Annotated in this window: 25 protein-coding genes; 11 read left to right on the forward strand and 14 right to left on the reverse strand. The window is 56.8% G+C overall.

Going from position 1 to position 24,444, the window contains the following annotated elements; translation table 11 throughout:
* Positions 1–21 precede the first annotated feature (21 nt).
* A complete protein-coding gene (locus tag AB3N39_RS05615) occupies positions 22–765 on the reverse strand; it encodes an SDR family NAD(P)-dependent oxidoreductase (protein ID WP_367897132.1) in 744 nt (247 codons plus the stop codon).
* 57 nt (positions 766–822) lie between these two features.
* Entirely contained in the window at positions 823–1,911 is a 1,089-nt protein-coding gene (locus AB3N39_RS05620; RefSeq protein WP_111964420.1) for an oxidoreductase, read from the reverse strand.
* A 158-nt stretch (positions 1,912–2,069) separates the two neighbouring features.
* On the opposite strand from AB3N39_RS05620, the gene AB3N39_RS05625 reads away from it, so the two are divergent.
* Genes AB3N39_RS05625 through AB3N39_RS05640 form a run of 4 tightly spaced genes read left to right on the forward strand, consistent with a single transcriptional unit; the run spans position 2,070 to position 6,886 of the window.
* Positions 2,070–3,572, forward strand: coding sequence for a sugar ABC transporter ATP-binding protein (locus AB3N39_RS05625; protein ID WP_367897133.1), 1,503 nt, complete (start codon positions 2,070–2,072; stop codon positions 3,570–3,572).
* A complete protein-coding gene (locus AB3N39_RS05630; protein ID WP_115874471.1) occupies positions 3,569–4,564 on the forward strand; it encodes an ABC transporter permease in 996 nt (331 codons plus the stop codon). Before AB3N39_RS05625 ends, AB3N39_RS05630 begins: the two co-directional genes overlap by 4 nt.
* Positions 4,565–4,583: 19 nt before the next feature.
* Complete coding sequence (locus AB3N39_RS05635; RefSeq protein ID WP_048026943.1) at positions 4,584–5,648, forward strand: sugar ABC transporter substrate-binding protein; 1,065 nt, start codon at positions 4,584–4,586, stop codon at positions 5,646–5,648.
* Positions 5,645–6,886 (forward strand): LVIVD repeat-containing protein, encoded by a 1,242-nt coding sequence (locus AB3N39_RS05640; RefSeq protein WP_367897134.1) that lies wholly within the window; start codon positions 5,645–5,647, stop codon positions 6,884–6,886. The genes AB3N39_RS05635 and AB3N39_RS05640 overlap by 4 nt, the downstream gene beginning before the upstream one ends.
* Positions 6,887–6,938: 52 nt before the next feature.
* Here AB3N39_RS05640 and mtnK read toward each other — a convergent pair whose 3' ends face one another.
* Positions 6,939–8,138 carry an S-methyl-5-thioribose kinase gene (gene mtnK, locus AB3N39_RS05645; RefSeq protein WP_143344821.1) on the reverse strand — a complete coding sequence of 400 codons (1,200 nt, stop codon included), beginning with the start codon at positions 8,136–8,138 and terminating at the stop codon, positions 6,939–6,941.
* A gap of 104 nt (positions 8,139–8,242) precedes the next feature.
* Here mtnK and mtnA point away from each other — a divergent pair, with 104 nt between their 5' ends.
* On the forward strand, positions 8,243–9,259 hold the full coding sequence (gene mtnA, locus AB3N39_RS05650) for an S-methyl-5-thioribose-1-phosphate isomerase (protein ID WP_047173405.1): 1,017 nt from the start codon (positions 8,243–8,245) through the stop codon (positions 9,257–9,259).
* 42 nt (positions 9,260–9,301) lie between these two features.
* Positions 9,302–9,772, forward strand: coding sequence for an SRPBCC family protein (locus AB3N39_RS05655; RefSeq protein WP_143344822.1), 471 nt, complete (start codon positions 9,302–9,304; stop codon positions 9,770–9,772).
* A 53-nt stretch (positions 9,773–9,825) separates the two neighbouring features.
* Here AB3N39_RS05655 and AB3N39_RS05660 read toward each other — a convergent pair whose 3' ends face one another.
* Genes AB3N39_RS05660 through AB3N39_RS05670 form a run of 3 tightly spaced genes read right to left on the reverse strand, consistent with a single transcriptional unit; the run spans position 9,826 to position 11,665 of the window.
* Positions 9,826–10,368: an acireductone dioxygenase gene (locus AB3N39_RS05660; protein WP_023293046.1), complete on the reverse strand. Its 543-nt coding sequence runs from the start codon at positions 10,366–10,368 to the stop codon at positions 9,826–9,828.
* Positions 10,365–11,054, reverse strand: coding sequence for an acireductone synthase (gene mtnC / locus AB3N39_RS05665; protein WP_127730004.1), 690 nt, complete (start codon positions 11,052–11,054; stop codon positions 10,365–10,367). The genes AB3N39_RS05660 and mtnC overlap by 4 nt, the downstream gene beginning before the upstream one ends.
* Positions 11,051–11,665: a methylthioribulose 1-phosphate dehydratase gene (locus tag AB3N39_RS05670; protein ID WP_133293980.1), complete on the reverse strand. Its 615-nt coding sequence runs from the start codon at positions 11,663–11,665 to the stop codon at positions 11,051–11,053. Before AB3N39_RS05670 ends, mtnC begins: the two co-directional genes overlap by 4 nt.
* A 122-nt stretch (positions 11,666–11,787) precedes the next feature.
* Between AB3N39_RS05670 and AB3N39_RS05675 the strand changes: the two genes are divergently transcribed.
* Positions 11,788–12,948 (forward strand): pyridoxal phosphate-dependent aminotransferase, encoded by a 1,161-nt coding sequence (locus AB3N39_RS05675; protein WP_136195342.1) that lies wholly within the window; start codon positions 11,788–11,790, stop codon positions 12,946–12,948.
* Here AB3N39_RS05675 and AB3N39_RS05680 read toward each other — a convergent pair whose 3' ends face one another.
* The 3 genes from AB3N39_RS05680 to AB3N39_RS05690 form a co-directional block, all read right to left on the reverse strand.
* On the reverse strand, positions 12,949–13,575 hold the full coding sequence (locus AB3N39_RS05680; protein ID WP_047650561.1) for a ParB/RepB/Spo0J family partition protein: 627 nt from the start codon (positions 13,573–13,575) through the stop codon (positions 12,949–12,951). It lies immediately after the preceding gene.
* A complete protein-coding gene (locus AB3N39_RS05685) occupies positions 13,560–14,783 on the reverse strand; it encodes a phosphoadenosine phosphosulfate reductase (RefSeq protein WP_136195343.1) in 1,224 nt (407 codons plus the stop codon). The genes AB3N39_RS05680 and AB3N39_RS05685 overlap by 16 nt, the downstream gene beginning before the upstream one ends.
* A 172-nt stretch (positions 14,784–14,955) precedes the next feature.
* Positions 14,956–15,855, reverse strand: coding sequence for a LysR family transcriptional regulator (locus AB3N39_RS05690; protein ID WP_367897135.1), 900 nt, complete (start codon positions 15,853–15,855; stop codon positions 14,956–14,958).
* 624 nt (positions 15,856–16,479) lie between these two features.
* Here AB3N39_RS05690 and ahpC point away from each other — a divergent pair.
* The gene (gene ahpC / locus AB3N39_RS05695; protein WP_032638815.1) at positions 16,480–17,043 is read left to right on the forward strand and encodes an alkyl hydroperoxide reductase subunit C; all 564 of its coding nucleotides are present in this window, start codon (positions 16,480–16,482) and stop codon (positions 17,041–17,043) included.
* 127 nt (positions 17,044–17,170) lie between these two features.
* Positions 17,171–18,736 (forward strand): alkyl hydroperoxide reductase subunit F, encoded by a 1,566-nt coding sequence (gene ahpF, locus AB3N39_RS05700; RefSeq protein ID WP_047650564.1) that lies wholly within the window; start codon positions 17,171–17,173, stop codon positions 18,734–18,736.
* A 60-nt stretch (positions 18,737–18,796) separates the two neighbouring features.
* Here the strand turns inward: ahpF and uspG are convergent, their stop codons facing one another.
* Positions 18,797–19,225, reverse strand: a complete 429-nt coding sequence (gene uspG / locus AB3N39_RS05705; protein WP_023310731.1) for a universal stress protein UspG — start codon at positions 19,223–19,225, stop codon at positions 18,797–18,799.
* 180 nt (positions 19,226–19,405) lie between these two features.
* Between uspG and AB3N39_RS05710 the strand changes: the two genes are divergently transcribed.
* Positions 19,406–20,644 carry a zinc-dependent alcohol dehydrogenase gene (locus AB3N39_RS05710; RefSeq protein WP_115874484.1) on the forward strand — a complete coding sequence of 413 codons (1,239 nt, stop codon included), beginning with the start codon at positions 19,406–19,408 and terminating at the stop codon, positions 20,642–20,644.
* An 8-nt stretch (positions 20,645–20,652) separates the two neighbouring features.
* Here AB3N39_RS05710 and yldA read toward each other — a convergent pair whose 3' ends face one another.
* Both yldA and rnk read right to left on the reverse strand, forming a co-directional pair.
* Entirely contained in the window at positions 20,653–20,742 is a 90-nt protein-coding gene (gene yldA / locus AB3N39_RS05715; RefSeq protein ID WP_271367125.1) for a small membrane protein YldA, read from the reverse strand.
* A 139-nt stretch (positions 20,743–20,881) separates the two neighbouring features.
* On the reverse strand, positions 20,882–21,292 hold the full coding sequence (rnk, locus tag AB3N39_RS05720) for a nucleoside diphosphate kinase regulator (protein ID WP_133293985.1): 411 nt from the start codon (positions 21,290–21,292) through the stop codon (positions 20,882–20,884).
* Between the two features lie 245 nt (positions 21,293–21,537).
* Here rnk and AB3N39_RS05725 point away from each other — a divergent pair, with 245 nt between their 5' ends.
* Positions 21,538–22,155 (forward strand): flavin reductase family protein, encoded by a 618-nt coding sequence (locus tag AB3N39_RS05725; RefSeq protein ID WP_133293986.1) that lies wholly within the window; start codon positions 21,538–21,540, stop codon positions 22,153–22,155.
* On the opposite strand, the gene rna is transcribed toward AB3N39_RS05725, so the two are convergent.
* The gene (gene rna, locus AB3N39_RS05730) at positions 22,149–22,958 is read right to left on the reverse strand and encodes a ribonuclease I (protein WP_367897136.1); all 810 of its coding nucleotides are present in this window, start codon (positions 22,956–22,958) and stop codon (positions 22,149–22,151) included. The two genes, AB3N39_RS05725 and rna, sit on opposite strands and share 7 nt — an antisense overlap.
* 94 nt (positions 22,959–23,052) lie before the next feature.
* Complete coding sequence (gene dcuC / locus AB3N39_RS05735) at positions 23,053–24,420, reverse strand: anaerobic C4-dicarboxylate transporter DcuC (RefSeq protein ID WP_111964403.1); 1,368 nt, start codon at positions 24,418–24,420, stop codon at positions 23,053–23,055.
* Positions 24,421–24,444 lie beyond the last annotated feature (24 nt).

Here is a 24,444-nt window from a genome sequence, read left to right on the forward strand (position 1 = left end):
AGGCTTGCAGAAAAGGTGCGATCAGGCGTTCAACCCGCCGTCCACATCCAGGCCGGTACCGGAGATCTGCCCGGCGGCTGGGCTGGCAAGAAACGTGACTGCCGCCGCGATGTCTTCCGGCTGGCCGTAGTGGCCGACCGCGATCATCTGGCGCTGGGCTTCCGCCTGTTCGCCGTCTTCCGGGTTCATATCGCTGTTGGTGGGGCCGGGGTGGACAAGGTTAACGGTAATACCGCGCGGCCCCAGATCGCGAGCCAGCCCGCGGGTGAGGGAGTTGAGGGCAGACTTGGTCATCGAGTAAACGGCAATACCCGGCATCGCCACGCGGTTGGCCAGACAGCTGCCGATGTTGATAATGCGCCCGCCGTCAGACATGTGCACCAGCGCTTCCTGAATGGCGATCACCACGCCGCGAATGTTGACGTTGATGAGCGCGTCAATGTCCGCCAGGGTCATGGACTCCAGCGAGCCGCCGCGCGCGATACCCGCGTTGTTGACCAGAATGTCCAGCCCGCCAAGGGAACGTGCCGCATGGGTGACGGCATCCTGAATCGCCTGCGCGCTGGCGCTGTCGGCCTGCACGGCTTCGCTGTGTCGTCCCAGCGCCTTAATCTCATCGGCGACCGCCTGGGCTTTATCGGCAGATTTTTCATACGTAATAATCACATCCGCACCGGCGCACGCCAGCGACAGTGCAATAGCCCGACCCAACCCGCGGCTGGCACCGGTAACCAGCGCCTTTTTACCTGTTAAATCGATCTGCATGATGACCTCGTTACGAGAGTGGTAAGAATCATCATTAGGTATAGACGGTCAGGGAGATTAACGGCTGAAGTATTCCACCTTCTCAAACGCCGCGCGCAGAACGTCGGGCGTTAACGTCACCGGCAGATAATGAATTGACTCCACCGGACGCAGGGTGTGGGCAATCACCTTATCCAGCTCCTCTCGGCTGTTAATATCGACCTCCAGCGCGCGAAGCGTGGTCGGCAGGTTAAAACGCCGATACGCCGAGACCAGCTGTGCCAGCACGTCGTCCTGGCCGAGCAGGGCGCTCTGCACCAGAATGCCGTAGGCCACCTTGGTGCCGTGGAGGTATTTTTCCGTCTGCGGCAGCACGGTCAAACCGTTGTGCACCGCATGCGCCGCCGCCACGCGGGTATAGCGTTCGCCCAGACCGCCGACCATCCCGCCGCCTGCGATAATCGCATCCACCACGTCCCGGAACGCCTGCGTCTGTTCACCGCGCTGCTGGTCAGCCAGGGCTTCCTCACTGTGCTCCAGCAGCACGTCGCGGATAGCCAGCGCGCCGTTGATGCCCAGCCGTACGGTCAGCGGCAGCTTTTCAGGCTGCGGGGCGAGCACTACCGCTTCGTACCACTTCGCCAGCGTATCGCCGATGCCCGCCAGCAGGTATTCCGCGGGTGCGTTAAGGACGATCTGCGGCTCCACCAGCACCAGGAAGTTGGCGTCGTCGAAGATCTCAAAATGTAGCGCCTGACCGGCATCGTTGTACCAGACGGAGAGCGGGGTCCACGCCGCGCAGGTGGCGGCAATAGTGGGGATGCCCACGAACGGCACTCCTAAGCGGCGCGCCACGGCCTTGACGGCATCGAGCACCGCGCCGCCGCCAACGCCAATCACCACGCTGGCGTCGCTGCCGGATTCATTCACCAGATGGGTGACGTCGCGCTCGCTGCAGTGGCCTTTAAACAGCAGGTGTTTCGCCCCCGGCGCATTAAAGCTCTCCGGCAGGAAAGGGCGCGCGCCTTCGATCGCGCGCTCGCCGTAGATCCACACCGCGCGGGAAAGCTGTTCAGGGGTAAAGAAGTCATTCAGATGCGCAAGGCTTCCGGAATGAGAGAAGTAATTCGCCGGGCCAGGCACGACGCGGATATCGGTGTTGCTCATGATGGTGTCCTTTTTGGGAAGCGCTAACCCGATGTTATGTCTGGACATCCGGATGGCTAATAATATTTCGCTTTAACTTATGCCTTTTCCGTCGTTGTCAGTCAACCGGAGCTGTGAAAAATTCGATAAATCAGAAGAGTAATGAAGGATTTACGCGGATGGTTTCCAGTCGCCTTGAAATGCGCGGTATCAGCCTGGCCTTTTCCGGCTTTCAGGCGCTGTCGCGCGTGAATTTCACCTTATCCGGCCGCTCCGTACATGCGCTGACCGGCGCCAACGGCGCGGGAAAATCGACGCTGATGGCGGTGCTGTGCGGGACGCACGACCACTATGAGGGCGAGATCAGCATTAACAACCAGCCGGTAAACATCCGCGAACCGCTCGATGCCAAACGGCTGGGGATCCACCTTGTGCAGCAGGAAGTGGACGTGGCCCTGATCCCGGGGTTAAGCATCGCCGAGAACATCATGCTCGACCAGCTGGCGCAGCCGGGGCATCGCTTCAGCTGGCGCGCGATCCGTCAGCAGGCGAGACAGGCGCTGGCGCAGCTGGATGTTTCTCTGGACGTACGCCGTTCCATCGACAGCTGCACGCTTGCCGAAAAGCAGCAGATTTTGCTGGCGCGGGCGCTATCCCACCACTGCCGTTTTTTGATTCTTGATGAGCCCACCGCGCCGCTGGACGCGCACGAGAGCGAGCGCCTGTTTGCGGTAGTCAGACGCTTAAAGCAGCAGGGCATCGGCGTGGTGTTTATCTCCCACCGCATTCACGAGCTGAAGGCCATCTGCGACACCCTGACGGTGCTGCGCGACGGCAAGCTGATTGAGTCCGGACCGATGGCCGATCTTAGCGGAGAAGCGATCGTCGAGAAGATGCTCGGCCACGTGCTGAGCGATATCTATCCGCCCGCGCGGCCACCGCACGGCGAAGAGACGCTCCTGCGGGTAGAAGGTCTGCACGACGACGCGCTGCTGAAAGATATCTCCCTGCACCTGCGCAAGGGCGAAATTCTTGGTATTGCCGGGCTGGCGGGGGCGGGAAAAACCGAACTCTGTAAGGCGCTGTTTGGCGCCAGCAAAAGCCGCGTGGCGCGCGGTGAGCTGAATCAACAGCCCTGGCAGCCGCGCGATCCGGCGGACTCGGTGCTGCGCGGGCTGGCGCTGGTGCCGGAAGAGCGGCGTAAAGAGGGTATTTTTATCGACGAGCCGGTGAGCATGAACCTTGCCGTGTGCGCTGATAACAGCTTCTCGCGCTGGAGCCTGTTCGGCCATCGTCAGGCGTGGCGCTGGGCGGAGGAGGTGATCGCCCGCGTCGGCGTTCGCGCGCGCGGTCCCGGGCAGGTTTTGCGACGTCTCTCCGGCGGTAACCAGCAGAAGGTGGCTATCGGCAAGTGGCTGCGCAATGACGCGAGCGTGCTGATCTTCGACGAGCCGACCAAAGGCGTGGACGTGAAGGCCAAAACCGATCTTTTCCAGCTGATTGACGGCCTGGCGCGCGAGGGCAAAGGGGTGATTTACGCCTCCGGCGAATTTGCCGAGCTGGTCGGGCTGTGCGACCGCATCTGCGTGCTGTGGGACGGGCGCATCGTGGCGGAAATCGCCGGGACCGAGGCCCGTGAAGAGACATTACTTTATTATTCAACCGGAGGAACGGCGTCGTGAGCAAGGCCCTTTCAGTAAACGCGACGGCGTCTGGCCGTCAGCAGATTTTCGATTTTCTCTACAGGTGGGGCATGTTGCTGACCGTCGTCGCGCTGGTGGCCGTCTTTGGTCTGGCGTCGGACAGCTTCCTCGATCCGAATAACATCATCAATATCCTGCGCTCGATTGCCATCGTGACGGTGATTGCCATAGGCGTGTCGATTTCGCTGACCATCGGCGGATTCGATCTCTCCGTGGGGTCTACCGCGTCGCTGGCGAACGCGCTGGTGATTTCCCTTTTCGTCTGGCACGGCTTCGGCACCACCGAGTCGATTCTGATTACCCTCGCGCTCTGCACGCTGGTGGGGCTGTTTAACGCCTTTCTGATCGTCATCCTGCGCATTCCGGACATGCTCGCGACGCTGGCCAGCCTGTTTGTGATCCAGGGCGTGGCGATGACCTACAGCTACGGCGGGTCGATTACCGAAAACATGGTGCTGCCGAGCGGCGATATGGCGGAAGGGACTATTCCGGCGACGTTCAGCCTGCTGGGACAGGTGCCGACCATCGTGATCGTCATGCTGGTGGTGACCGTGCTGGCACAGCTGGGGCTGTCGCTCACCACTCATGGACGCCGGATGTACGCCATTGGCGGTAACCCGGAAGCGGCGCGTCTCTCCGGCATTCGCACCACCCGCTACAAGGTGGCGGCCTACGTGATTGCCTCGCTGCTGGCGGGCCTGGGCGGGATTTTGCTGGCCTCGCGCATTGGCTCGTCGCAGGTGAACGCAGGCGGCGGATATCTGATGGATGCGGTGGCGGCGGCGTGGATTGGCTTCTCGCTGGCCGGGTCCGGCAAGCCGAACGCGCTGGGGACCCTGGTCGGGGCGGTTATTCTCGGCGTGCTGTCGAACGGGCTGGTGATGCTCTCCGTGCCGTATTACGCCATGGACATTATAAAAGGGCTGGTGCTCGCGGTAGCGCTGGCGATTACCTACATACAAAAACGCTGACAACACAACGGGATAAAAAATGAAAAAGATTGCACTCTCTTTGGTGGCATTAGGGTTATTCACCGCTCTGCCTGGCTTCGCGGCCACGCCTGCACCGCTTCCGGCGGCCATTGCCAACCATGACGGCCCGATCCGCATCGCGGTGATCCGTAACCTCGGCTCAGACGACAACACCACACAGTTTATTGCCGGGGCCATTCAGGAAGGGAAGAAGCTTGGCTTTAAGGTCAGCACCTTTTTAAGCAACGGGGACGACGCCAAATTCCAGGACTTCGTGAACCAGGCCATCAGCCAGAAGTACGACGGGATTATCCTGTCTCAGGGCCGCGATCCGTACTCCACCGCGCTGGTGAAGAAGGCGGTGGACGCCGGGATTAAGGTCGCGGTATTTGATACCGCCGTCAACGGCGAGATCCCGGGCGTGACCGTTACCCAGCAGGATGATGCCTCCCTGACGAACCTCTCCTTCGGCCAGCTGGCGAAAGATTTCAACGGCAAGGCCAATATCGTCAAGCTGTGGGTGGCGGGCTTCCCGCCGATGGAGCGTCGCCAGGCGGCCTATAAAGAGCTGCAAAAACAGTATCCGGACATTAAAGAGCTGGAGTCTATCGGTGCGGTCTCTTCCGACGTGCAGGGCGACACCGCCAACAAGGTGGGTGCAATCCTCGCGAAATACCCGAAAGGCAAAATCGATGCCATCTGGGGAACCTGGGACGCCTTCAGCCAGGGCGCGTATAAGGCGCTGAAAGAGAACGGCCGCACCGAGATTAAGCTCTACAGCATCGACATCTCTAACCAGGATCTGCAGCTGATGCGCGAGCCGGGCAGCCCGTGGAAGGTGAGCGTGGCGGTGGATCCGAAGCTGATTGGCGCGACCAACGTGCGTCTGGTGGCGAACAAGATTGCCGGGGAAGCGACGCCAGCGACCTACGATTTTAAGGCAGCCGCCATTCCTCAGGCGCTGCTGACCGCCCAGCCGGGCGCGGTGAACGTGGCGTCGCTGGGCAAAATCATTCCGGGCTGGGGCCAGACGGAAGATTTTATCGCGCCGTGGTTTGCGACGCTGGAAGCGAAAAATAAATGAGCGAGCTCCCTACGCCCGAATACAGCCGCAATATGCGGCTGATTGGCCATAGCGATCAGGGGGGTCGCCCGGACGGCGTGCAGCTGATGGTGCATCGCGGTTTCGCCTATATCGGCCATATGGTGTCGCAGGGCTTTTCGATTGTCGACGTGCGCGACCCGAAAAACCCGAAAGCGGCAGGCTACGTGCCCGCGCCGCCCGGCACCTGGAACGTGCATCTGCAGGCGCATGATGACCTGCTGCTGGTCATCAACGCCCGGGATCTGTTTGCCGATGCCCGCTTTGCCGACGAGAAGGTCTACTACACCCGGCAGGTGGGCGAGACTGTCCGCGACGTGCAGGACAAAGGCTGGAGCGCCGGGCTGCGCGTGTTTGATATCTCCACGCCGGACAAGCCGTGCGAAATCGGTTTTCTGTCGCTGAGCGGTATCGGCATCCACCGCATCTGGTACGTCGGCGGACGCTGGGCGTACGTGTCGGCGCTGATCGACGGCTTTACCGACTACATCTTTTTGACGATCGACCTGGCCGACCCGCGTAAGCCTGAGGTGGCAGGGCGCTGGTGGCTGCCGGGGATGAACCAGGCTGAAGGTGAACAGCCGAACTGGCCGGAAGGGAAACGCTACGCGCTCCACCATGCGATTATTGCCGGCGATACCGCGTACGGCAGCTGGCGCGACGGCGGCCTGACGCTGCTGGACGTGAAGGATCGTACCCGTCCTAAGCTCATTAGCCACCGTAACTGGAGCCCGCCGTTTGGCGGCGGCACGCACACCGCGCTGCCGCTGCCCGACCGCGATCTGCTGGTGGTGCTGGACGAAGCGGTGCTCGATAACCAGGAAGACGGCGAGAAGCTGATCTGGCTGTTTGATATCCGCGAGCCGTCGAATCCGGTCAGTATTTCTACCTTCCCCCAGCCGGATGAAATCGACTACGTGGCGAAAGGGGCGCATTTCGGGCCGCACAACCTGCACGAGAACCGGCCGGGGAGCTTCGTCAGCTCGACGCTGATTTTTGCGACGTATCAGAACGCGGGCGTGCGCGCGTATGACATTTCCAATCCGTATCGACCGGTTGAAACCGGTGCGCTGGTGCCTGCGGCACCGGAGAAAATGATGGATACTCGACCGAATCGCCCGCAGGTGATCCAGTCGTGTGATGTGTTTGTGGATGCGCAGGGAATTATCTACAGCACGGACTATAACGGCGGGCTGTCGGTGATTGAGTATTTGGGGTAAGCGCAGTTTGATGCCCTCACCCCGGCCCTCTCCCGCAGGGAGAGGGAGAAAATCAACTATACTGCCGCACCCGCGCCACCAGATCTTCCGCACTGTCGATGCGGTCGGCAATCACAATCAGCGCTTTACCGAGCGTTATCGCGTGGCGCAGGCATTCGTGTCGCATGGCCTCGTCCTGAATGGTGTCGATATCCGCGACGTGGGAAAGCCCGACGCTGCGGCGAACGAGTTCGGTGCCGCAGAAGCCGATGGCGTCATGCCAGACTTTTTTCAGGAACGCGGAGGCGTAACCCGGCGCGCCGAGCGCGGCGTCGCGCGTTTTCTCGTGTGCCAGCGCCTGGAAGCGTTCCGCGAAGGTGTTCCACAGCTCCTGAATATCGGTCAGGCGCTGCTCGCGCGCGGCGGCGGCATCGCGAATGCCCAGATGCCCCGGCAGGCCGCAGAAGTTCAGCAGCAGGTTGCCGATGGCGGTACCGACGTCAAAGCCAATCGGGCCAAAGTAGCCAAACTCGGCGTCGATGGCCTTCAGGCTGCCGTCCGCCACAAAAATCGACCCGCTGTGAATATCGCCGTGCAGGAGCGCTTCGGCGTGCGAGAAGAAGCGGTGCTTCAGGGAGGCCACGGCCATTTTCAGCTGAGCGTCGTTGCGCAGCGCCGCGACGTCATTTTCCAGCTCGGCCGGGTAGCTGTTGCGCTCGTGGATCTGGTACGGATCGTTGAAGAACAGATCTTCGGTGATCTCGCACATCTCCGGGTTGATGAATTTCGCCACCTGCGCTTTCTTCTCGTGCGGGTGCAGGTAGAAATCGCTGGTGTAGAACAGCGCGTGCGCGAGGTATTCACCCAGCTGACGCGCCGCCAGCGGGTAATAATTATTTTTGATCAGCTCGCCGCGCCAGATGCGATGGCTGGAGAGATCTTCCATCACCATCACTGCCAGCTCCGGATCGAAGTGGTGGATTTTCACGGTGTGCTGCGGGCTGTGCCGGTAGTGCTCGACCAGGGTTTGCGCCTCCAGACGGGCGCGGTCCAGCGTCAGCGGCCAGGACTCGCCGACGCAGCGCACGTAGGGTAGCGCCTGCTTAACGACGATGCGGCTCACGCCCGCGCTGTCGAAAATTTTAAAGACCAGATTGAGGTTGCCGTCGCCAATCTCCTGCGCCTCTACCAGCGATGAAGGATCGTCAAGTCCGCCAAACTGCCTGGCATACTCCACGGCATCCTGAGCGGTAAAGGTACGGTATTGCGACATGGCCTGCTCCTCACGAGTTTTTAAATTAAGACATGTAGACGTCTATACATCTGGATTTCATCCTGACACAATGTGCTACAACAACGCAACAGGGAATTAACGACATGCAGACATTACAGACGACCAGCCTGCGGGTGGCGAATAATCAGCTCTTTATTCTCGACCAGCAGGCCCTCCCGCAGGAGAAACGCTGGCTGGATGCCTCGACCGTAGAGGCGCTGGTTGGGCATATCCACGCCCTGCGCGTGCGCGGCGCGCCGCTGATTGGTCTCTCTGCAAGCCTGCTGCTGGCGCTGCTGGCGGAAAACGGCAAAAACCGTGACGAGCTGGCGATTGCGCTGGAAACCCTGCGCGCGTCCCGCCCGACGGCGGTGAACCTGATGAACAATCTCGACCGCATGAAGATTGCGCTGTGGCAGGAAGAGTATGTTCCGGCGCTGGTGTCGGAGGCGCTGCGCCTGATTGATGAAGATAAACGACTCTGTGATGCCATTGCGAAAGCGGGCAGCGCGCTGGTGAAGCCCGGCAGCCGCCTGCTGACCCACTGCAACACCGGCGGACTGGCAACGGCGGGGGTCGGTACGGCGCTTGGGGTCATTGCTCGCGCGCACCAGGAAGGCAACGTCAGCAACGTCTGGGTCGATGAAACCCGCCCGCTGCTGCAGGGCGGTAGATTGACCGCGTGGGAGCTTGGCGAGCTGGGTGTGCCGTATCAGCTGATTACCGATTCCATGGCCGCCAGCCTGATGGCGAAAGGGCAGGTAGACGCCGTGTGGGTGGGCGCAGACCGCATTGCGGCTAACGGCGACGTGGCGAACAAAATCGGCACCTACTCCCTGGCGGTGCTGGCAAAATTCCACGGCATTCCGTTCTATGTGGCCGCGCCGCAAACGACCCTCGACCCGGAATGCCCGAACGGCGACGCGATCCCGATTGAGCAGCGTGCCGCCAGCGAGGTGACGGGCGTCGCCGGAAGCTTTGGCGCGGTTCAGTGGGCGCCGGAAAACGCGCAGGTCTACAACCCGGCGTTTGACGTTACGCCAGCCTCGCTGATTAGCGGCTGGGTGCTGGATACGGGCGTGGTCACGCCGGAAGAGGTTGCGGAAGGGAAATTTGCCTGAGTCCGGCTATCCTTTAAGGGGCTCCCTTAAGAGGACAACATCGTGACGCTCGATCCTGAAACTGACTTAAAACTGGAGCGCGTGGTGGATGCACCGCGCGACCTGCTTTGGCTCTGCTGGACTACGCCGGAACACATCAAAAACTTCTTCATTCCTGCTCCCCATAAGGTGACCGAATGCGATCTCGACCTGCGCGTGGGCGGGCGGTTCAACACCGTGTTTGAGGTGGACGGTCAGCGGATGGATAACCGGGGCGTCTTCCTGGAAATCGATCCCGGTAAAAAGCTGGTCTTTACCGACGGCTATACCGAAGGCTGGAAACCGGCCGAGAAGCCGTTTATGACGGCGATTTTATTGCTGGAAGATGTCGGGGAGGGGAAAACCCGCTATACGGCGATTGCGCGTCATCCGACGAAGGAGATCCGCGAGCAGCATGATCAGATGGGCTTCCACGAAGGATGGGGGATTGTGCTGGATCAGCTGGTGGGATATGTGAAGGGATTGAAGGTGTAACGCGCTCGGATGCCCTCACCCTTACCCTCTCCCACAGGGAGAGGGAGAAAAGATCATGCCAGGCGTGGATACGCATCCGCAATCGCATCACCGGTAAACTGGGCCACCCAGCCTTCCGGGTTATCGAAAATACGAATGGCGGTAAAGTTCGGCTCTGAGCCCATATCAAACCAGTGCGGCGTGCCCGCGGGGACGGAGATCAGGTCGTTTTTCTCGCACAGCACCTGATACACCTCATCGCCAATGTGCAGGCAGAACAGCCCCGCGCCTTCCACGAAAAAGCGTACCTCATCTTCGCCGTGGGTGTGTTCGTTCAGGAACTTCGCGCGTAGCGCATCTTTCTGCGGATTGTCGGCGCGCAGGCTGATCACGTCCCAGCTCTGGTAACCCTTCTCTGCCACCAGTTTGTCGATCGCATGTTGATACGCCTCGATCACGGCTTCAGGCGCGGGATCGTGTCCTAAATCGCGATCCGCAGCCCAGCGTTCAAACCGCACGCCTTTGGCGTTGAGCTGTTGGGCAATCTCGGCGGCGTCGGTACTGTGCCACTGGTGTTGACTGGCGTCTTTGTCGGAATAAATGGTCAATGCGCTCATGAAGGGATCTGCTCCGGGTTAATCTCGTCAAACTGGTGGACCTGATGGTGGTGGCTTGCGCCGTCATCATCACCGCGAATCAGCTGCAGGGTACGAAAACCTGCCTGTTCAGCCGCATCCAGCTCCTGATGAATATCGGACAGGAACAGGATCTGCGACGGGGCAATGCCCGTTTGCGCCGCGATGTTCTGATAAGACTGCACCTCGCGCTTGGCGCCGATGTGGGTATCGAAATAGCCGCTGAACAGATGAGTAATATCACCTTCGTCGCTGTAGCCAAATAACAGTTTCTGCGCGGCGACGGAGCCAGAGGAATAAACATAGAGATCAATCCCTTGCGCTTTCCACTTTTCCAGCGCAGGCAGCACGTCGGGGTAGAGGTGTCCGGTAAAGTCGCCGTTAACGTAGCCGTCGTGCCAGATGATCCCCTGCAGGGCTTTGAGCGCGGTCGATTTGCGGTCTTCGTCCATAAAGGCAAACAGAGCGTCGATAAGTTCGCCGACGCTGGCGTGCGGGTTATCGATTTCATCACGCAGGTTGTCCAGAATGGATTTGACCGGCTCGGCGTACTGCTGCGCGGTCACGAAGGCCGCCAGCCGCTCACGCGCGTAGGGGAACAAAACGTCATGGACAAAACGAATATCGCTGGTGGTCCCTTCAATATCCGTCACAATCGCGCGAATCATATTCTCTCCAGTTGTCGTAAACGCATTTCGCATTCAAATAAGAATTCTAGCCCTTCCAGATGACGGCGGGCCTCGGCCACGTCGCGTCCCCAGCAGGTTAAGCCATGACCGCGCAGAAGAAAACCATAATTAAGCGGGCGTTCCTCTGCGTAATGGGCGATTCGGGAGGCGAGGGCGTCGATATCCTGGTCGTTATCAAAGATCGGGATAGCCACCGTGTCCATATGCGTGGTCTGCCCGGTGAGGGATTTTTGCATCTCAAAGCCGCTGATGTTGAGCTCGGCTTCTTTGACCAGACGGGACAGCACCGTGGCGTTAACCGTGTGAACGTGAAGGACGGCGTTGGCTTCAGGAAACAGACGATAGATAAGGGTGTGCAGCCCGGTCTCCGCCGACGGTTTACGACCGGACGGGGCGCGATTGGTGGCAATCTCGACCTGCAGGAAGTCATCGGTGGTGAGGCTGCCTTTGTCCTTTCCGGATTCGCTGAGCCAGCACAGATGTTCGTCCTGACGCACCGACATATTGCCGCCGGTGGCGGGCGCCCAGCCTTTGGCGCCAATCCAGCGGCAGGCGTCGACAAGATGTGTAAGTTGCAGGTTGTCTGTCATTTCCTTTTACCCTCGCGGCCAGGAATATTCATATGGTTTAGACGTCTAAGCGTCTTGATTGCCAAAGACTAACATCGTGTTATAGTGGCAGCAACATAAGTATTACAAGCAGGCACAACACAATGAGCAATAACGCATTGATTCCGCAGAGTAAACTTCCCAATCTCGGTACCACCATCTTTACGCAGATGAGCGCTCTGGCGCAGCAGCACAACGCCATTAACCTTTCTCAGGGCTTTCCGGATTTCGACGGCCCGCCCTATCTGCAGGAGCGCCTGGCGTACCACGTGGCGCAGGGGGCGAATCAGTATGCGCCGATGACGGGTGTGCAGGCGCTGCGGGAAGCCATTGCGGATAAAACGGCGGAACTGTATGGCCATAAGCCCGATGCGAACAGCGACATTACGGTGACGGCAGGGGCGACCGAAGCGCTGTATGCGGCCATCACCGCGCTGGTGCGTACGGGCGATGAAGTCATCTGCTTTGATCCGAGCTACGACAGCTATGCGCCTGCGGTTGAACTCTCCGGCGGCGTGGTGAAGCGCGTGGCGCTCCAGCCGCCGCATTTTCGCCCTGACTGGCAGGCGTTTGCTGCGCTGCTGAGCGACAAAACCCGCCTGGTGATCCTGAATACCCCGCACAATCCGTCGGCGACGGTGTGGCAAAAAGCCGATTTTGCTGCGCTGTGGCAGGCTATCGCCGAACGGGAAATTTACGTCCTGAGCGATGAAGTCTACGAGCACATCTGCTTTGCTGAGGAAGGGCATGCCAGCGTGCTGGCCCATCCGCAGCTTCGCGAGCGTGCTATCGCCGTCTCTTCGTTTGGTAAGACCTACCATATGACCGGCTGGAAGGTAGGGTACTGCGTGGCCCCGGCGGCCATCAGCGCTGAGCTGCGCAAAGTGCATCAGTACCTGACGTTTGCCGTGAACACGCCGGCTCAGCTGGCGCTGGCGGATATGCTGCGTGCTGAGCCCGCGCATTACCGCGAGCTGCCGCACTTCTATCGTGAACGTCGGGATCTGTTTGTGACGGCATTAAGCAAAAGCCGTCTGGAAATTTTGCCCTCAGAAGGGACCTATTTCCTGCTCGCCGACTACAGCGCGATTTCCGATCTGGACGACGTGAGTTTCTGCCAGTGGCTGACGAAAGAGGTGGGCGTGGCCGCCATTCCGCTGTCGGTATTCTGCGCCGATCCCTTCCCGCATAAGCTGATTCGTCTTTGCTTTGCGAAGCAGGAATCGACGCTGCTGGCGGCGGCAGAGCGTCTTAACACGCTCTGATTATTTCACCGTCCAGGCTTCTGAGTAACGGCGGTCTGCAAACAGCTCCAGCAGACCGTTGATTTGCTTGAGGCGCAAGACTTCATCGCCGTCCATTCCCAGCTCCTTGCTTATTCTCTCGTCATTCCAGCCAAGCTGCACCAGCTCGCGAACGATCTCCGACATGGCGTTAATCTGGTGTCGACCCCGCGCCCGGTTGTGACGAATAGTGGCAGCCATACGGTCATGTTTATCCTGTCGGTCCTGGCGCAGGAAGGTGACGGGGAGATACCCCTTGAGCTGATGCTTCAACGCCGCCCGATTTTTACCGATTTCATGGCGATGAAAACCATCCACAATTTCGTAGTGTTGCGGTTTACTTTCTGTCACAACGATAGGTTGGGTGAATCCATCGAGCTCCAGCGACTTACTGAGCAGCCGTTTTTCTGGTGGCGCAACGTTATTGGGGTTGTAGTCGTTAGCGGTAATAGCGTCCTGTTTGATCCAGAGGACGCAGTCTATCGGTTGCTCACGAAACGGACTGTGTTGATGGATCGCCTCACGAAAAGCATTTATGGCGTTAATGCGATCCTCTTCGGGAAGTGACTGAAGGTACGTTTCTATCTCGTTGATTAGTCTTTGTCGCATAATATGCCCCACTCCTTGCGTTTCGCCTTCACTCTTTCGCTGTAGCGCTGATAATGTTTGGGTTTGTTTGGGCTGAACGATAGCGCCCTGCACCAGTAGTCGTTATTAAGGAGAACCTTACAAATACGGCGCCATGAGGGAATATCTTTGGCACCGATATCACCGTCCTGGGTATCGGGAATATCCTCCAGGCCTCTCTTCTGATACCAGTGCAGATAAATGGCGATTTTATTGCGGTAATGCTCAGCCGTATGTTGCGGCATGCTGTCGAGGAGCAGCATGGCATATTCCCGCCAGCAGAGGTGTTCGGGTTTCAGAATTTTTCGATGACCATAAAAATGGTTATCGTGTCCGGCGTACATCCCTCCGCTGCGCGCGCCGCTCACGCGCTCGCACATGGCCGCCCAGCGATCGGGTTCAACAACGTGGTAGAGCCATAATCCCTGGCGCTGCTCCGGGCCAAAAGGTTCACAAATACGCATGTAGCGTAGCGGCACGCCGGCCTGAAACATCAGGTCATAGAGCGGGTTATAGCAACATCCCGATTTGGCGAACCAGGTCCATATATCGGCGGTTTTCCAGTCGTAGAGAGGGTAGATATACCAGGCATGTCCTCCCGGAGCGACGGTTGTCCAGGGCTTATCGTCGGCAAACCGCTGCTTGCGCGCCGACGCGATAGCCAGAAAACGGTTGTAAGACTCATCGGCGCGGATGCCAATCAGTACCGCCGCCGGGCGATTGAGAGAGAACCAGTCGCAGAAACTGCGGACAAAGGTTTCAAACGTCATGCCAGGCTGGTAGAAAGGAAAAAAAGCGGGATCGGTTATCGCATCGTCAGGTGGCTGGCGGACCCATCGGGTGCCGGGTTCCCAGCATTGCCATTCCGGCTGGAATTGCGACAGTGAATTTTGCGTTGTCAGGGGAAGCGCGATCCACCAGAAATGGTCGATGACATCGCTGTACAGCTCGCGCATATGTTCCACATGGGTAATGGTATGGGAAAACTGCGCTTCCCAGTCGATAAAGAGCACATCTATTTTAATGTTCATCAGTCGCGCCTGTCGGGCAACCAGATGCAGCATGACGGTGGAGTCTTTACCTCCTGAAAAAGAGACACAGGTTCTGGGTAAATTTTCGAGAGTCCATTTTATTCGCTCCCGGGCAGCAGTAAGTACATCCTGATTTATAGGGTATTTATAAAGTGACATGCTAATTCTCATCCTGAGGGATAAATACCTGACTGTAGCGTCAATACTAGAGAGCGGATTATAACAGTCAATCATTAATTGGATATGTAACGGATATGCCGCGTAATTCTATAACGGTGGTGTATGTTTTAACGGTGTGGTTCCCATTTTTTGCGAGAACCACAGAAATATCTCACGGTAAGGATATTTCTTCAATAAAGCTCGCGAATGCCGAGCTATTGAGCGCGGAACGATTGTACATCATGTAAATATCAATGCTGGGTAATTGAATATCTGTTTCCACTTTGCGCAGGTTGAGGGCTGGCCCATATTGTTCGAAGGCCGGTGCGGGCACTAATCCTATGAGGTCGGACGAACCGATCGCCGACAGAAGGGATATAAAAGAGTCGCTACGATAGACGATATTTCTTTCGAATAACAGGTTATCGGCCTTTTCCTGATAGCCTTTGACGCTGTTCTCATCGTTCAGCCAGGCGGTGAAGTTTTCATTCAGAATCTCTTCACGCGTAGGATTTTCGCTGAGGCGGGGATGACCCTCCCGACAAACGAGAACGAAAGGAAGCTTATGGTAGAGGCTACAGGCGATAGAGTGACTGTTCGAAGAAGAAAACGAAAATATCAGGTCGGCTCTTCGGTAGGCTAAGAGATCTTCCGCAGAATCAGGAGAAAGAAAAACATCATGTAATTCAATTGAATAGTTATGGTTGTCCATGAGCAGTTTTATAGGGTCAAGCGTTGCTTTCGTACTCATAAAATGCGGGCAATAAATGACAAAGTTCTTCTTCAACCCGCTGCTGTGCATGATATTGATAGTCTGCTCCAGCTGGTTCAGGTTTTGTTCCAGATGATGATGCAAATTGACGCCGACGGTCGTGGGCGTGATCCCTTTACCGGAACGAATAAACAGAGGATCGTTGAGTTGTCCTCTCAGACGTTGCAGTGACTGGCTTACGGCAGAGGGGGTGATATACAGCGTCTCGGCGGCTTTACTGATACTAAGGTGTTGGTAAATGCACTCGAAAATGACTAACAGATTAAGATCGAATTTTTTAAGGTCATAGAGGTTTGCCATGTTTCGTCCTGAAGGTACTGCGTTTGCTGTGGTTATCATATAACGGATAACAATAGTTTGAGGCTAACCATTTATAACTCTTTTGGTTAGCTCTCTTAGTTTTAAATTAAAATCATCTTAATATATCACGGTGGCACATTATTGAAATGGCGCGTCAAAAGCGATTGAGATGATTTTATCTTAGAAAAAGGGTGCGATCATTTTAAATGACAATTGTCATTTATATATTGCGATAGTTTTATAATGAAAACCAATTGATAACGCTCCGGAATGATGTTCGACACAACCTATCACAGCCATAGGCAGGAATGCTTCTCTTATGGATTGCTCAATCCCTGCGCGGATGGTGTAATCAAACGGCTGTTACCGCCTTGATATAAAGGGTTGTAGAGCGCAACGCAACGCCAGTTTCGGCTGGCACTGAATGTACCTGCGGGGAATTCAGGTATCAGGGCCGCCCGTTGAGGCGGCCTTTTTACTTTCAGGCTTTCCTGTAAAAGGTTCACTTTGTTGTCTTGTCGACGTTGTAAGGTTTGGCTGATTGATTTGATAAAGCATACGCATTAGCCCCGATGAATAAAGTTGGTTACCTTACATCTCAACGAAAACACGGAGGAAGTACAGATGTCTTTGATTAATACTAAAATTAAACCTTTCAAAAACCAGGCGTTCAAAAACGGTGAGTTCATCGAAGTTACCGAGAAAGATACCGAAGGCCGCTGGAGCGTCTTCTTCTTCTATCCGGCTGACTTCACCTTCGTTTGCCCGACCGAACTGGGTGACGTGGCTGACCATTACGACGAACTGCAGAAGCTGGGCGTAGACGTTTACTCTGTCTCTACCGATACCCACTTCACCCACAAAGCATGGCACGGCAGCTCTGAAACCATTGCGAAAATCAAATACGCGATGATCGGCGACCCGACTGGCGCCCTGACCCGTAACTTCGACAACATGCGTGAAGATGAAGGCCTGGCAGACCGCGCGACCTTCGTTGTTGACCCGCAGGGCATTATCCAGGCTATCGAAGTTACCGCTGAAGGTATCGGCCGTGATGCTTCTGACCTGCTGCGTAAAGTGAAAGCCGCTCAGTACGTGGCTTCTCACCCAGGCGAAGTGTGCCCGGCGAAATGGAAAGAAGGCGAAGCAACGCTGGCTCCATCCTTAGATCTGGTTGGTAAAATCTAAGTTTTGCCCATCCGGCAATCAATGGGCGCACCCGCGCCCATTTCATTCCAGCACCATGATGCAAGTTGCATTCAGGCCGCCCGTATAAGGCAGCTTGCATGATGACGTCTTAAGAGAGGGAAGAACAATGCTCGACACTAACATGAAAACCCAGCTCAAGGCCTACCTTGAGAAACTGACCAAACCCGTTGAGCTGATTGCCACGCTGGACGACAGCGCCAAATCGGCAGAGATCAAGGAACTGCTGGCGGAGATCGCCGAGCTGTCGCCGAAAGTGACCTTCAAAGAAGACAACGCGCTGCCGGTCCGTAAGCCCTCTTTCCTGATTACCAACCCAGGCTCCGACCAGGGACCGCGCTTTGCAGGCTCGCCGCTGGGCCACGAATTTACTTCACTGGTGCTGGCGCTGCTGTGGACCGGTGGTCATCCGTCAAAAGAAGCGCAGGCGCTGCTGGAGCAGATCCGCGATATCGACGGCGATTTTGAGTTTGAAACCTATTACTCGCTCTCCTGCCACAACTGCCCGGACGTGGTGCAGGCGCTGAACCTGATGTCGGTCCTGAACCCGCGCATCAAGCACACGGCAATTGACGGCGGTACCTTCCAGAATGAAATCACCGATCGCAACGTGATGGGCGTTCCGGCGGTCTACATGAACGGCAAAGAGTTCGGCCAGGGGCGTATGACGCTGACCGAAATCGTTGCTAAAGTGGATACCGGTGCTGAAAAACGTGCGGCGGAAGCGCTGAACAAACGCGATGCATACGACGTGCTGATCGTCGGTTCCGGCCCTGCGGGTGCGGCGGCAGCGGTGTACTCCGCGCGTAAAGGTATTCGTACCGGCCTGATGGGCGAACGCTTTGGTGGCCAGGTGCTCGATACCGTGGATATCGAAAACTACATCTCCGTACCGAAGACCGAAGGCCAGAAGCTGGCGGGTGCGCTGAAGGCGCACGTCAGCGACTATGACGTGGACGTGATCGACAGCCAGAGCGCCAGCAAGCTGGTTCCGGCCGCAGTAGAGGGTGGTTTACACCAGATTGAAACCGCGTCCGGCGCGGTGCTGAAAGCGCGCAGCATTATCATTGCCACCGGTGCGAAATGGCGCAACATGAACGTCCCCGGCGAAGATCAGTACCGCACCAAAGGCGTGACCTACTGTCCGCACTGCGACGGCCCGCTGTTTAAAGGTAAACGCGTGGCGGTGATCGGCGGCGGTAACTCCGGCGTGGAAGCGGCTATCGACCTGGCGGGGATTGTTGAGCACGTTACCCTTCTGGAGTTCGCTCCAGAGATGAAGGCCGACCAGGTTCTGCAGGATAAAGTTCGCAGCCTGAAAAACGTCGACATCGTACTGAACGCGCAGACGACGGAAGTGAAGGGCGACGGCAGCAAAGTGACCGGTCTGGAATATCGCGACCGCGTGAGCGGCGACGTGCATAGCGTTCAGCTGTCAGGGATCTTTGTGCAGATTGGTCTGCTGCCAAACACCACCTGGCTGGAAGGCGCGATTGAGCGCAACCGCATGGGTGAAATCATCATTGATGCGAAGTGTGAAACCAGCGTGAAAGGCGTGTTTGCGGCGGGCGACTGTACCACCGTGCCGTACAAACAGATCATTATCGCCACGGGCGAAGGGGCGAAGGCGTCTCTGAGTTCATTTGACTATCTGATTCGCACCAAAACCGCATAAGAAAAGAAAGTAAGGCTACACCTGCAATAGCGAGAGGCCACCGAAAGGTGGCCTCTTTTTTTATCTGACGACCATCACCGGTATATGGGTGTGGCGGATGACGCTGGAGGCGTTAGAGCCCAGCAGATGCGTGGTTATTGACGGGTTACGCGAACCGATGACCACCACGTCTGCCTTCAGTTCGTTCGCCAGTTCGTTTACCGCATCGCGTACGCTGCCGAATCTGACGTGCGTTTTGATTCGTGAAGGGTCGATGCTGAAGTGGCTGACCATGGTTTGCAGGCGCGTTTCCGCTTCATGCTGCAGATGCTCTTCGAAGCGACGCACGTCGGCGGCAAAGCGGTGCAGGCTCAGGCTGGCGGAGCCTGGCAGTACGTGTAAAAGATGGATAACACCGTCCTGCTGCGCCAGGAACTCCGCATGGCGAACGGCCTTGTCGCTTAGCTCCATCTCAAAAACATCAACCGGCATAATAATTCTCTGATACATACCCGTTTCTCCTTGTTTATAAATGCTGTACTCATTCAACCATAAAATATTAATGGTTTCTGTAAGCGCTCCGTCAGTTTTCTTATCTCACCAGGATAAATCTCAAAAGCCCCGTATTCCAGGGCAGACCTTCAGGGGTAGCTACCCTTATACACTTACCTGAAGCCTTTCGGAGGTCGCATGAAAGCACTTACGTATCACGGTCCGCACCATGTTCGCGTCGAGAATGTCCCCGATCCCATCATCGAACAGCCTGACGATATCATTCTGCGCGTTACGGCCACGGCTATATGCGGCTCCGATTTGCATCTTTATCGCGGAAAGATCCCGAAGGTGCAGCACGGCGACATTTTTGGCCATGAGTTTATGGGGGAAATCGTCGAGTGCGGCGCAGAGGTGAAGAATTTGCAAAAAGGCGATCGCGTGGTGATCCCCTTTGTCATCGCCTGCGGAGACTGTTTCTTCTGTCGTCTGCAGCAATACGCGGCCTGTGAGAATACCAATGCCGGGCAGGGTGCCGCGCTGAACAAAAAGCAAATTCCCGCACCGGCCGCGCTGTTTGGCTATAGCCATCTCTACGGCGGCGTGCCGGGGGGGCAGGCGGAATATGTCCGCGTGCCAAAAGGCAACGTCGGGCCGTTTAAGGTCCCGCAGCTTCTTTCCGATGATAAAGCGTTATTCCTTTCCGATATTTTGCCCACGGCCTGGCAGGCGGCAAAAAATGCGCAGATTGAAAAAGGCTCAAGCGTAGCGGTTTTCGGTGCTGGGCCGGTGGGGCTACTGACCATTGCCTGCGCGCGACTGCTGGGGGCTGAGCAGATCTTTGTTATCGATCATCATCCGTACCGGTTGCGATTTGCAGAGGCGCGTTACGGCGCAATCCCTATCAACTTTGATGATGATAACGACGCGGCGGAAAAAATCATCGAACAGACCGCGGGCCATCGCGGCGTTGACGCCGTGATTGATGCAGTCGGGTTTGAAGCGAAAGGTAGCACCACTGAAACGATCCTCAGCAATCTTAAAATTGAAGGCAGTAGCGGCAAAGCGTTGCGTCAGTGCATTGCTGCCGTACGGCGCGGTGGGGTGGTCAGCGTACCCGGCGTGTACGCTGGGTTTATTCATGGCTTCCTGTTTGGCGATGCCTTCGATAAGGGGCTGACGTTTAAGATGGGCCAGACGCACGTCCATGCCTGGCTGGGTGAACTGTTACCGCTGATCGAAAAAGGGCTGCTTACCCCGGAAGAGATCGTGACCCATTATCTTCCCCTTGCGGATGCGGAACGCGCCTATAAGGTATTCGAAAAACGGGAGGAAGAGTGCCGGAAGGTGATTCTGGTCCCTGGTGCGGAAACGCCCGAGGCCGCAGAGCAGAAAGTTAAGGGCCTGGTAAATGCTTTCCCGGGTGGGGTTGCATGAGTTCTCGCTTAACTGTGGCGTTCAAGATAAAGCACGGCCGCGACGATAATCGCCACAATAATGAGAAAAATAAGTGTGATAGCCAGTATCTCACTCATGACCGTCCCCGCGGCACCAAAACAGATTAAGCCTGGGTTAAGGGTCTTTTGCGCGATATAAGAAAATGGGGTGAATTTACGGAAAGAGGATGCGGCTGCATCCTCTGTGCAAAGCGGGTGGGCGCTTGTTCAGAAGTGTTTAACGCAGGTAATCGCCCGCAGCTTCTGGCTGGTAGAGCAACGCCAGTACTTCCAGATGGGCAGAGGCGCCGCCCGGCAATTCCCAGTGGATCGTATCCCCCGTACGCAGCCCCAGCAGTGCGGCACCCACAGGGGCCAGAACAGAAAGCTGTGTGCTGCTGTCGGTCATCTGAGCCGGATAAACCAGCGTACGGGTCAGCTCTTCACCGGTGGTCAGGTTGCGGAATTTCACCTGGCTGTTCATAGTGACCACGTCTTGCGGCATCGTCTCAGGCGTGCACATCTGTGCCCGGTCGAGCTCCTCATTAAGGGCGTCGGCCACGGGGAGCGAGGCGAACTCCGCTTTTTCCAGCAGCCTGTCGATACGTTCTGCGTCGAGCTCATTGATGATAATGGTAGGTCTGGACATTTTTACTCCATGTCGTTAATGCTGCGTCTAACGCAGAAACTGATCCAAAAGAAAACCCTCGCCGTCTGGCAGCGAGGGTTTAACTCTCCCGATGATACTGGCTGAGCGCGCAAGTTTGAAGTGATGAAGGTCACATTCATGGCCCATATGAATTTTCGCTGAAATTTATTCAGTCTTCATTCCCGGCGGAATACGTTACGCTGAGTGTCCTGTATCCGGGCGTTGCCCACCAACGAGAGAGCACTATGTACTTCTATCAACCGTCCCAGGGGCACGGCCTGCCGCATGACCCGCTAAACGCCATTATTGGTCCACGTCCGATTGGCTGGATCTCCTCCTGCGATAAGGCAGGTCAGCTCAACCTCGCACCGTACAGCTTCTTTAACTGCTTTAACTATCGCCCGCCGATCATCGGTTTTTCCAGCAACGGCTGGAAGGACAGCGTGCGTAATATTAACGAAACAAAAGAGTTTGTCTGGAACCTCGCAACCCGCGATCTTGCCGAAGCCATGAACCAAACCTCTGCCATGCTTCCTCACGATCGGGATGAATTTAGCTTTGCCGGACTCACGCCGGCGACGAGCCAGCTGGTTAACGCGCCCCGCGTCGCGGAAAGCCCGGTGAACTTTGAGTGCCGCCTGTCGCAGTGCATTCAGCTTACCGGTGCCGACGGCACACCGGTCGATACCTGGCTGGTGCTGGGGGAGGTGGTCGGTATCCATATTGCCGAAACGCTGCTGGAAGAGGGGATTTACCAGACGGCGAAAGCGCAGCCCATCCTGCGTGCGGGTGGGCCGACGGCGTATTATGGCATCAGTGATGAAAACCGGTTTGATATGGTGCGCCCGGGCGCGGCTCAGTAGCCGGCTTTATCAATCACGAACTGTTTTCCGCAGTTACCCGGATGTGGCTGCGGGGCAAATGACGCCGCAGAAAGCGGGTTGTTAATGGTGTCCGCCTTAAGCGAAACCTGCATCTCGGTCAGATACGCCGGATTGCCGTTGCAGGTCAGCTTGATCGCTTTGATGTTTTCTTTGCCCCAGCTTTTGGCAACGGCAATGTCAAAGTCGCTGCGATTGACGGTTTTCCCGTAATTATCGGCGAGGAATTTACCAACCGCGCTGTTTTTAACTTCCTGATTCATCCGCACCATCGTGCCGAAATAGGCATCCGGATCGAAACCAAAGCAGACGCCATGTTTGGCGTATTCGTAGCGTTCCAGGCAGGAATTACCGCCTGCACCCGGCATCACGTCGTTGAGCTTTGCGGCAGCGGAAAGCGACAGCCCGGTTTCGGCGGCATCGCATTTGCGGCTGGCCTTCACTTCCGGCATGTTCGGAATGGGGCGCGTGGCGCAGCCAAAACGCATCCATCGACGCTCATCTACCCCGCGTGCGGCGATGGATTTTGGCAGGCCGGGCCATAGTCCGTGAACGGTCAGAAAATCGGCTTTATTATCACGCTCTTTTTGCAGGCGACATTCGTCAGGTTCATTGCGGTTGCGTTCGACCATGCTCTGGCAAAACCCGGTTTGCCAGGACAGAGCCAACACATAGCGATCGAAATCGCCGTACTGTGTTGCCTTCAGCGGTTCCGCCTGTGCGGAGAAGATAAAGAGAGCAAGCGCCATTGCGCCAGACGGGGCGACGATATCCTTCCTGAACATATGATTTCCTGATCGAATGAGCACGATTAATTTCTGGAAGTTATTAAAGCACAAAAAGCGCCCGCAGGCGCTTTTTGGATATCAGTAATTTAGCTTAGGCCGCGCCGGGAACCAGCACTTCCGTGGCGATAATCACGATAATCAGACCAACCAGAACGGGTACTGAGGTGCGCTTGACGACTTCGAATGGCGAGATTTTCGCCATTCCGGCAACGGCAACGACCACGCCCGACACCGGTGAAATGGTACGGCCCAGGTTAGACGCCTGCAGCATAGGAATGGAGAGATAGGCCGGGTTAATACCGGAAGAGTGAGCCAGCTTCGGGATCATCTCAACGAAAGCGTAGAAAGGGGCATTGCCGGAACCGGTGGTCATCGCCGCCAGCATGGTCAGCACCACCAGAACCAGCATCAGGATAATACTGGCCGAGCCGAACGAGGTGGCGATAGAGATCAGGCTCTGGATAAAGCCGATCGTGCTCAGACCCTGGGCAAAAACGCCCGCTGCAACCAGCAGCATCACCACGCCAGCGAAGGCATCCGCCATACCGCGATACGCTACTTCCAGACCCGAGAAGACCTTTTGCGTGTTAAAACCGCGCACAAACTCCAGCGCGGCGGCAAGCAGCATACAGATAACCAGAATGGTGATGATGTGCAGCTGTGGACCCCATTTGCCGTCAAAAATCAGCACTCCGACGATCGGAGTGAACGGCAGAATGGCATAGAGCGCGGGAGCGGTGGTGGTGATTTCACTCACATCCATCATTTCATGGCTGATGTTTTCTTTCTTGTCGAGATAGCGTTGCCAGAAGAAATGCGCGATCCCCATGCCCACTATGGCAACGATTGAGATCGGTAACGTGGTTTTAAAGGCGAAGTCGATGAGTGACATCTCCGCCGCCTTTGCCGCCAGCACAACGTCGCCGGATGTTGGGGAGAGAATAATGGCTGCCGGAGACGCACAAATTGCCGCTGCCGCACCACGGCTGATGCCCACGTTCACCATAACCGGGAACAGCGTGGCCATCAGCAGTACGCCAAGTCCGGTAGCCGACGAAACGGCCAGCGACATCAGGCAGGCGAGGAAATAGGCCGCGACCATCAGCAGATATGGCGAATTGATGTATTGCAGGGGTTTGGAGGCTAGCTTAACGACCATATCGTTAGCGCCGATGTGGGTCATATAGGCCGCAAAACCACACAGCATCATGATCATCATGCCCAGATCGCCGCCGCGGCTCATGAGCAATATTTTAATGTATTCAACAATATCTGTAGCGCTGTAACCGGTGCTGGTCGCGCTGGCAGGTAACACCTGATGCCCCATTATTGCGCTGATAATCAGCAGTGTTAAACCGCCAACAAATAATACGCCCGTGGCCGAGTAGCCTTTAATGATGTAGCGTGCGACGCCGACAATGACGACGACTCCAATAAGGAGTTCAAATAGCGTAAGCATGATTTCCCCTGTATCTCTGCTGCA

It is taken from the genome of Enterobacter vonholyi, assembly GCF_040834095.1.
GTDB classification, from domain to species: domain Bacteria; phylum Pseudomonadota; class Gammaproteobacteria; order Enterobacterales; family Enterobacteriaceae; genus Enterobacter; species Enterobacter vonholyi.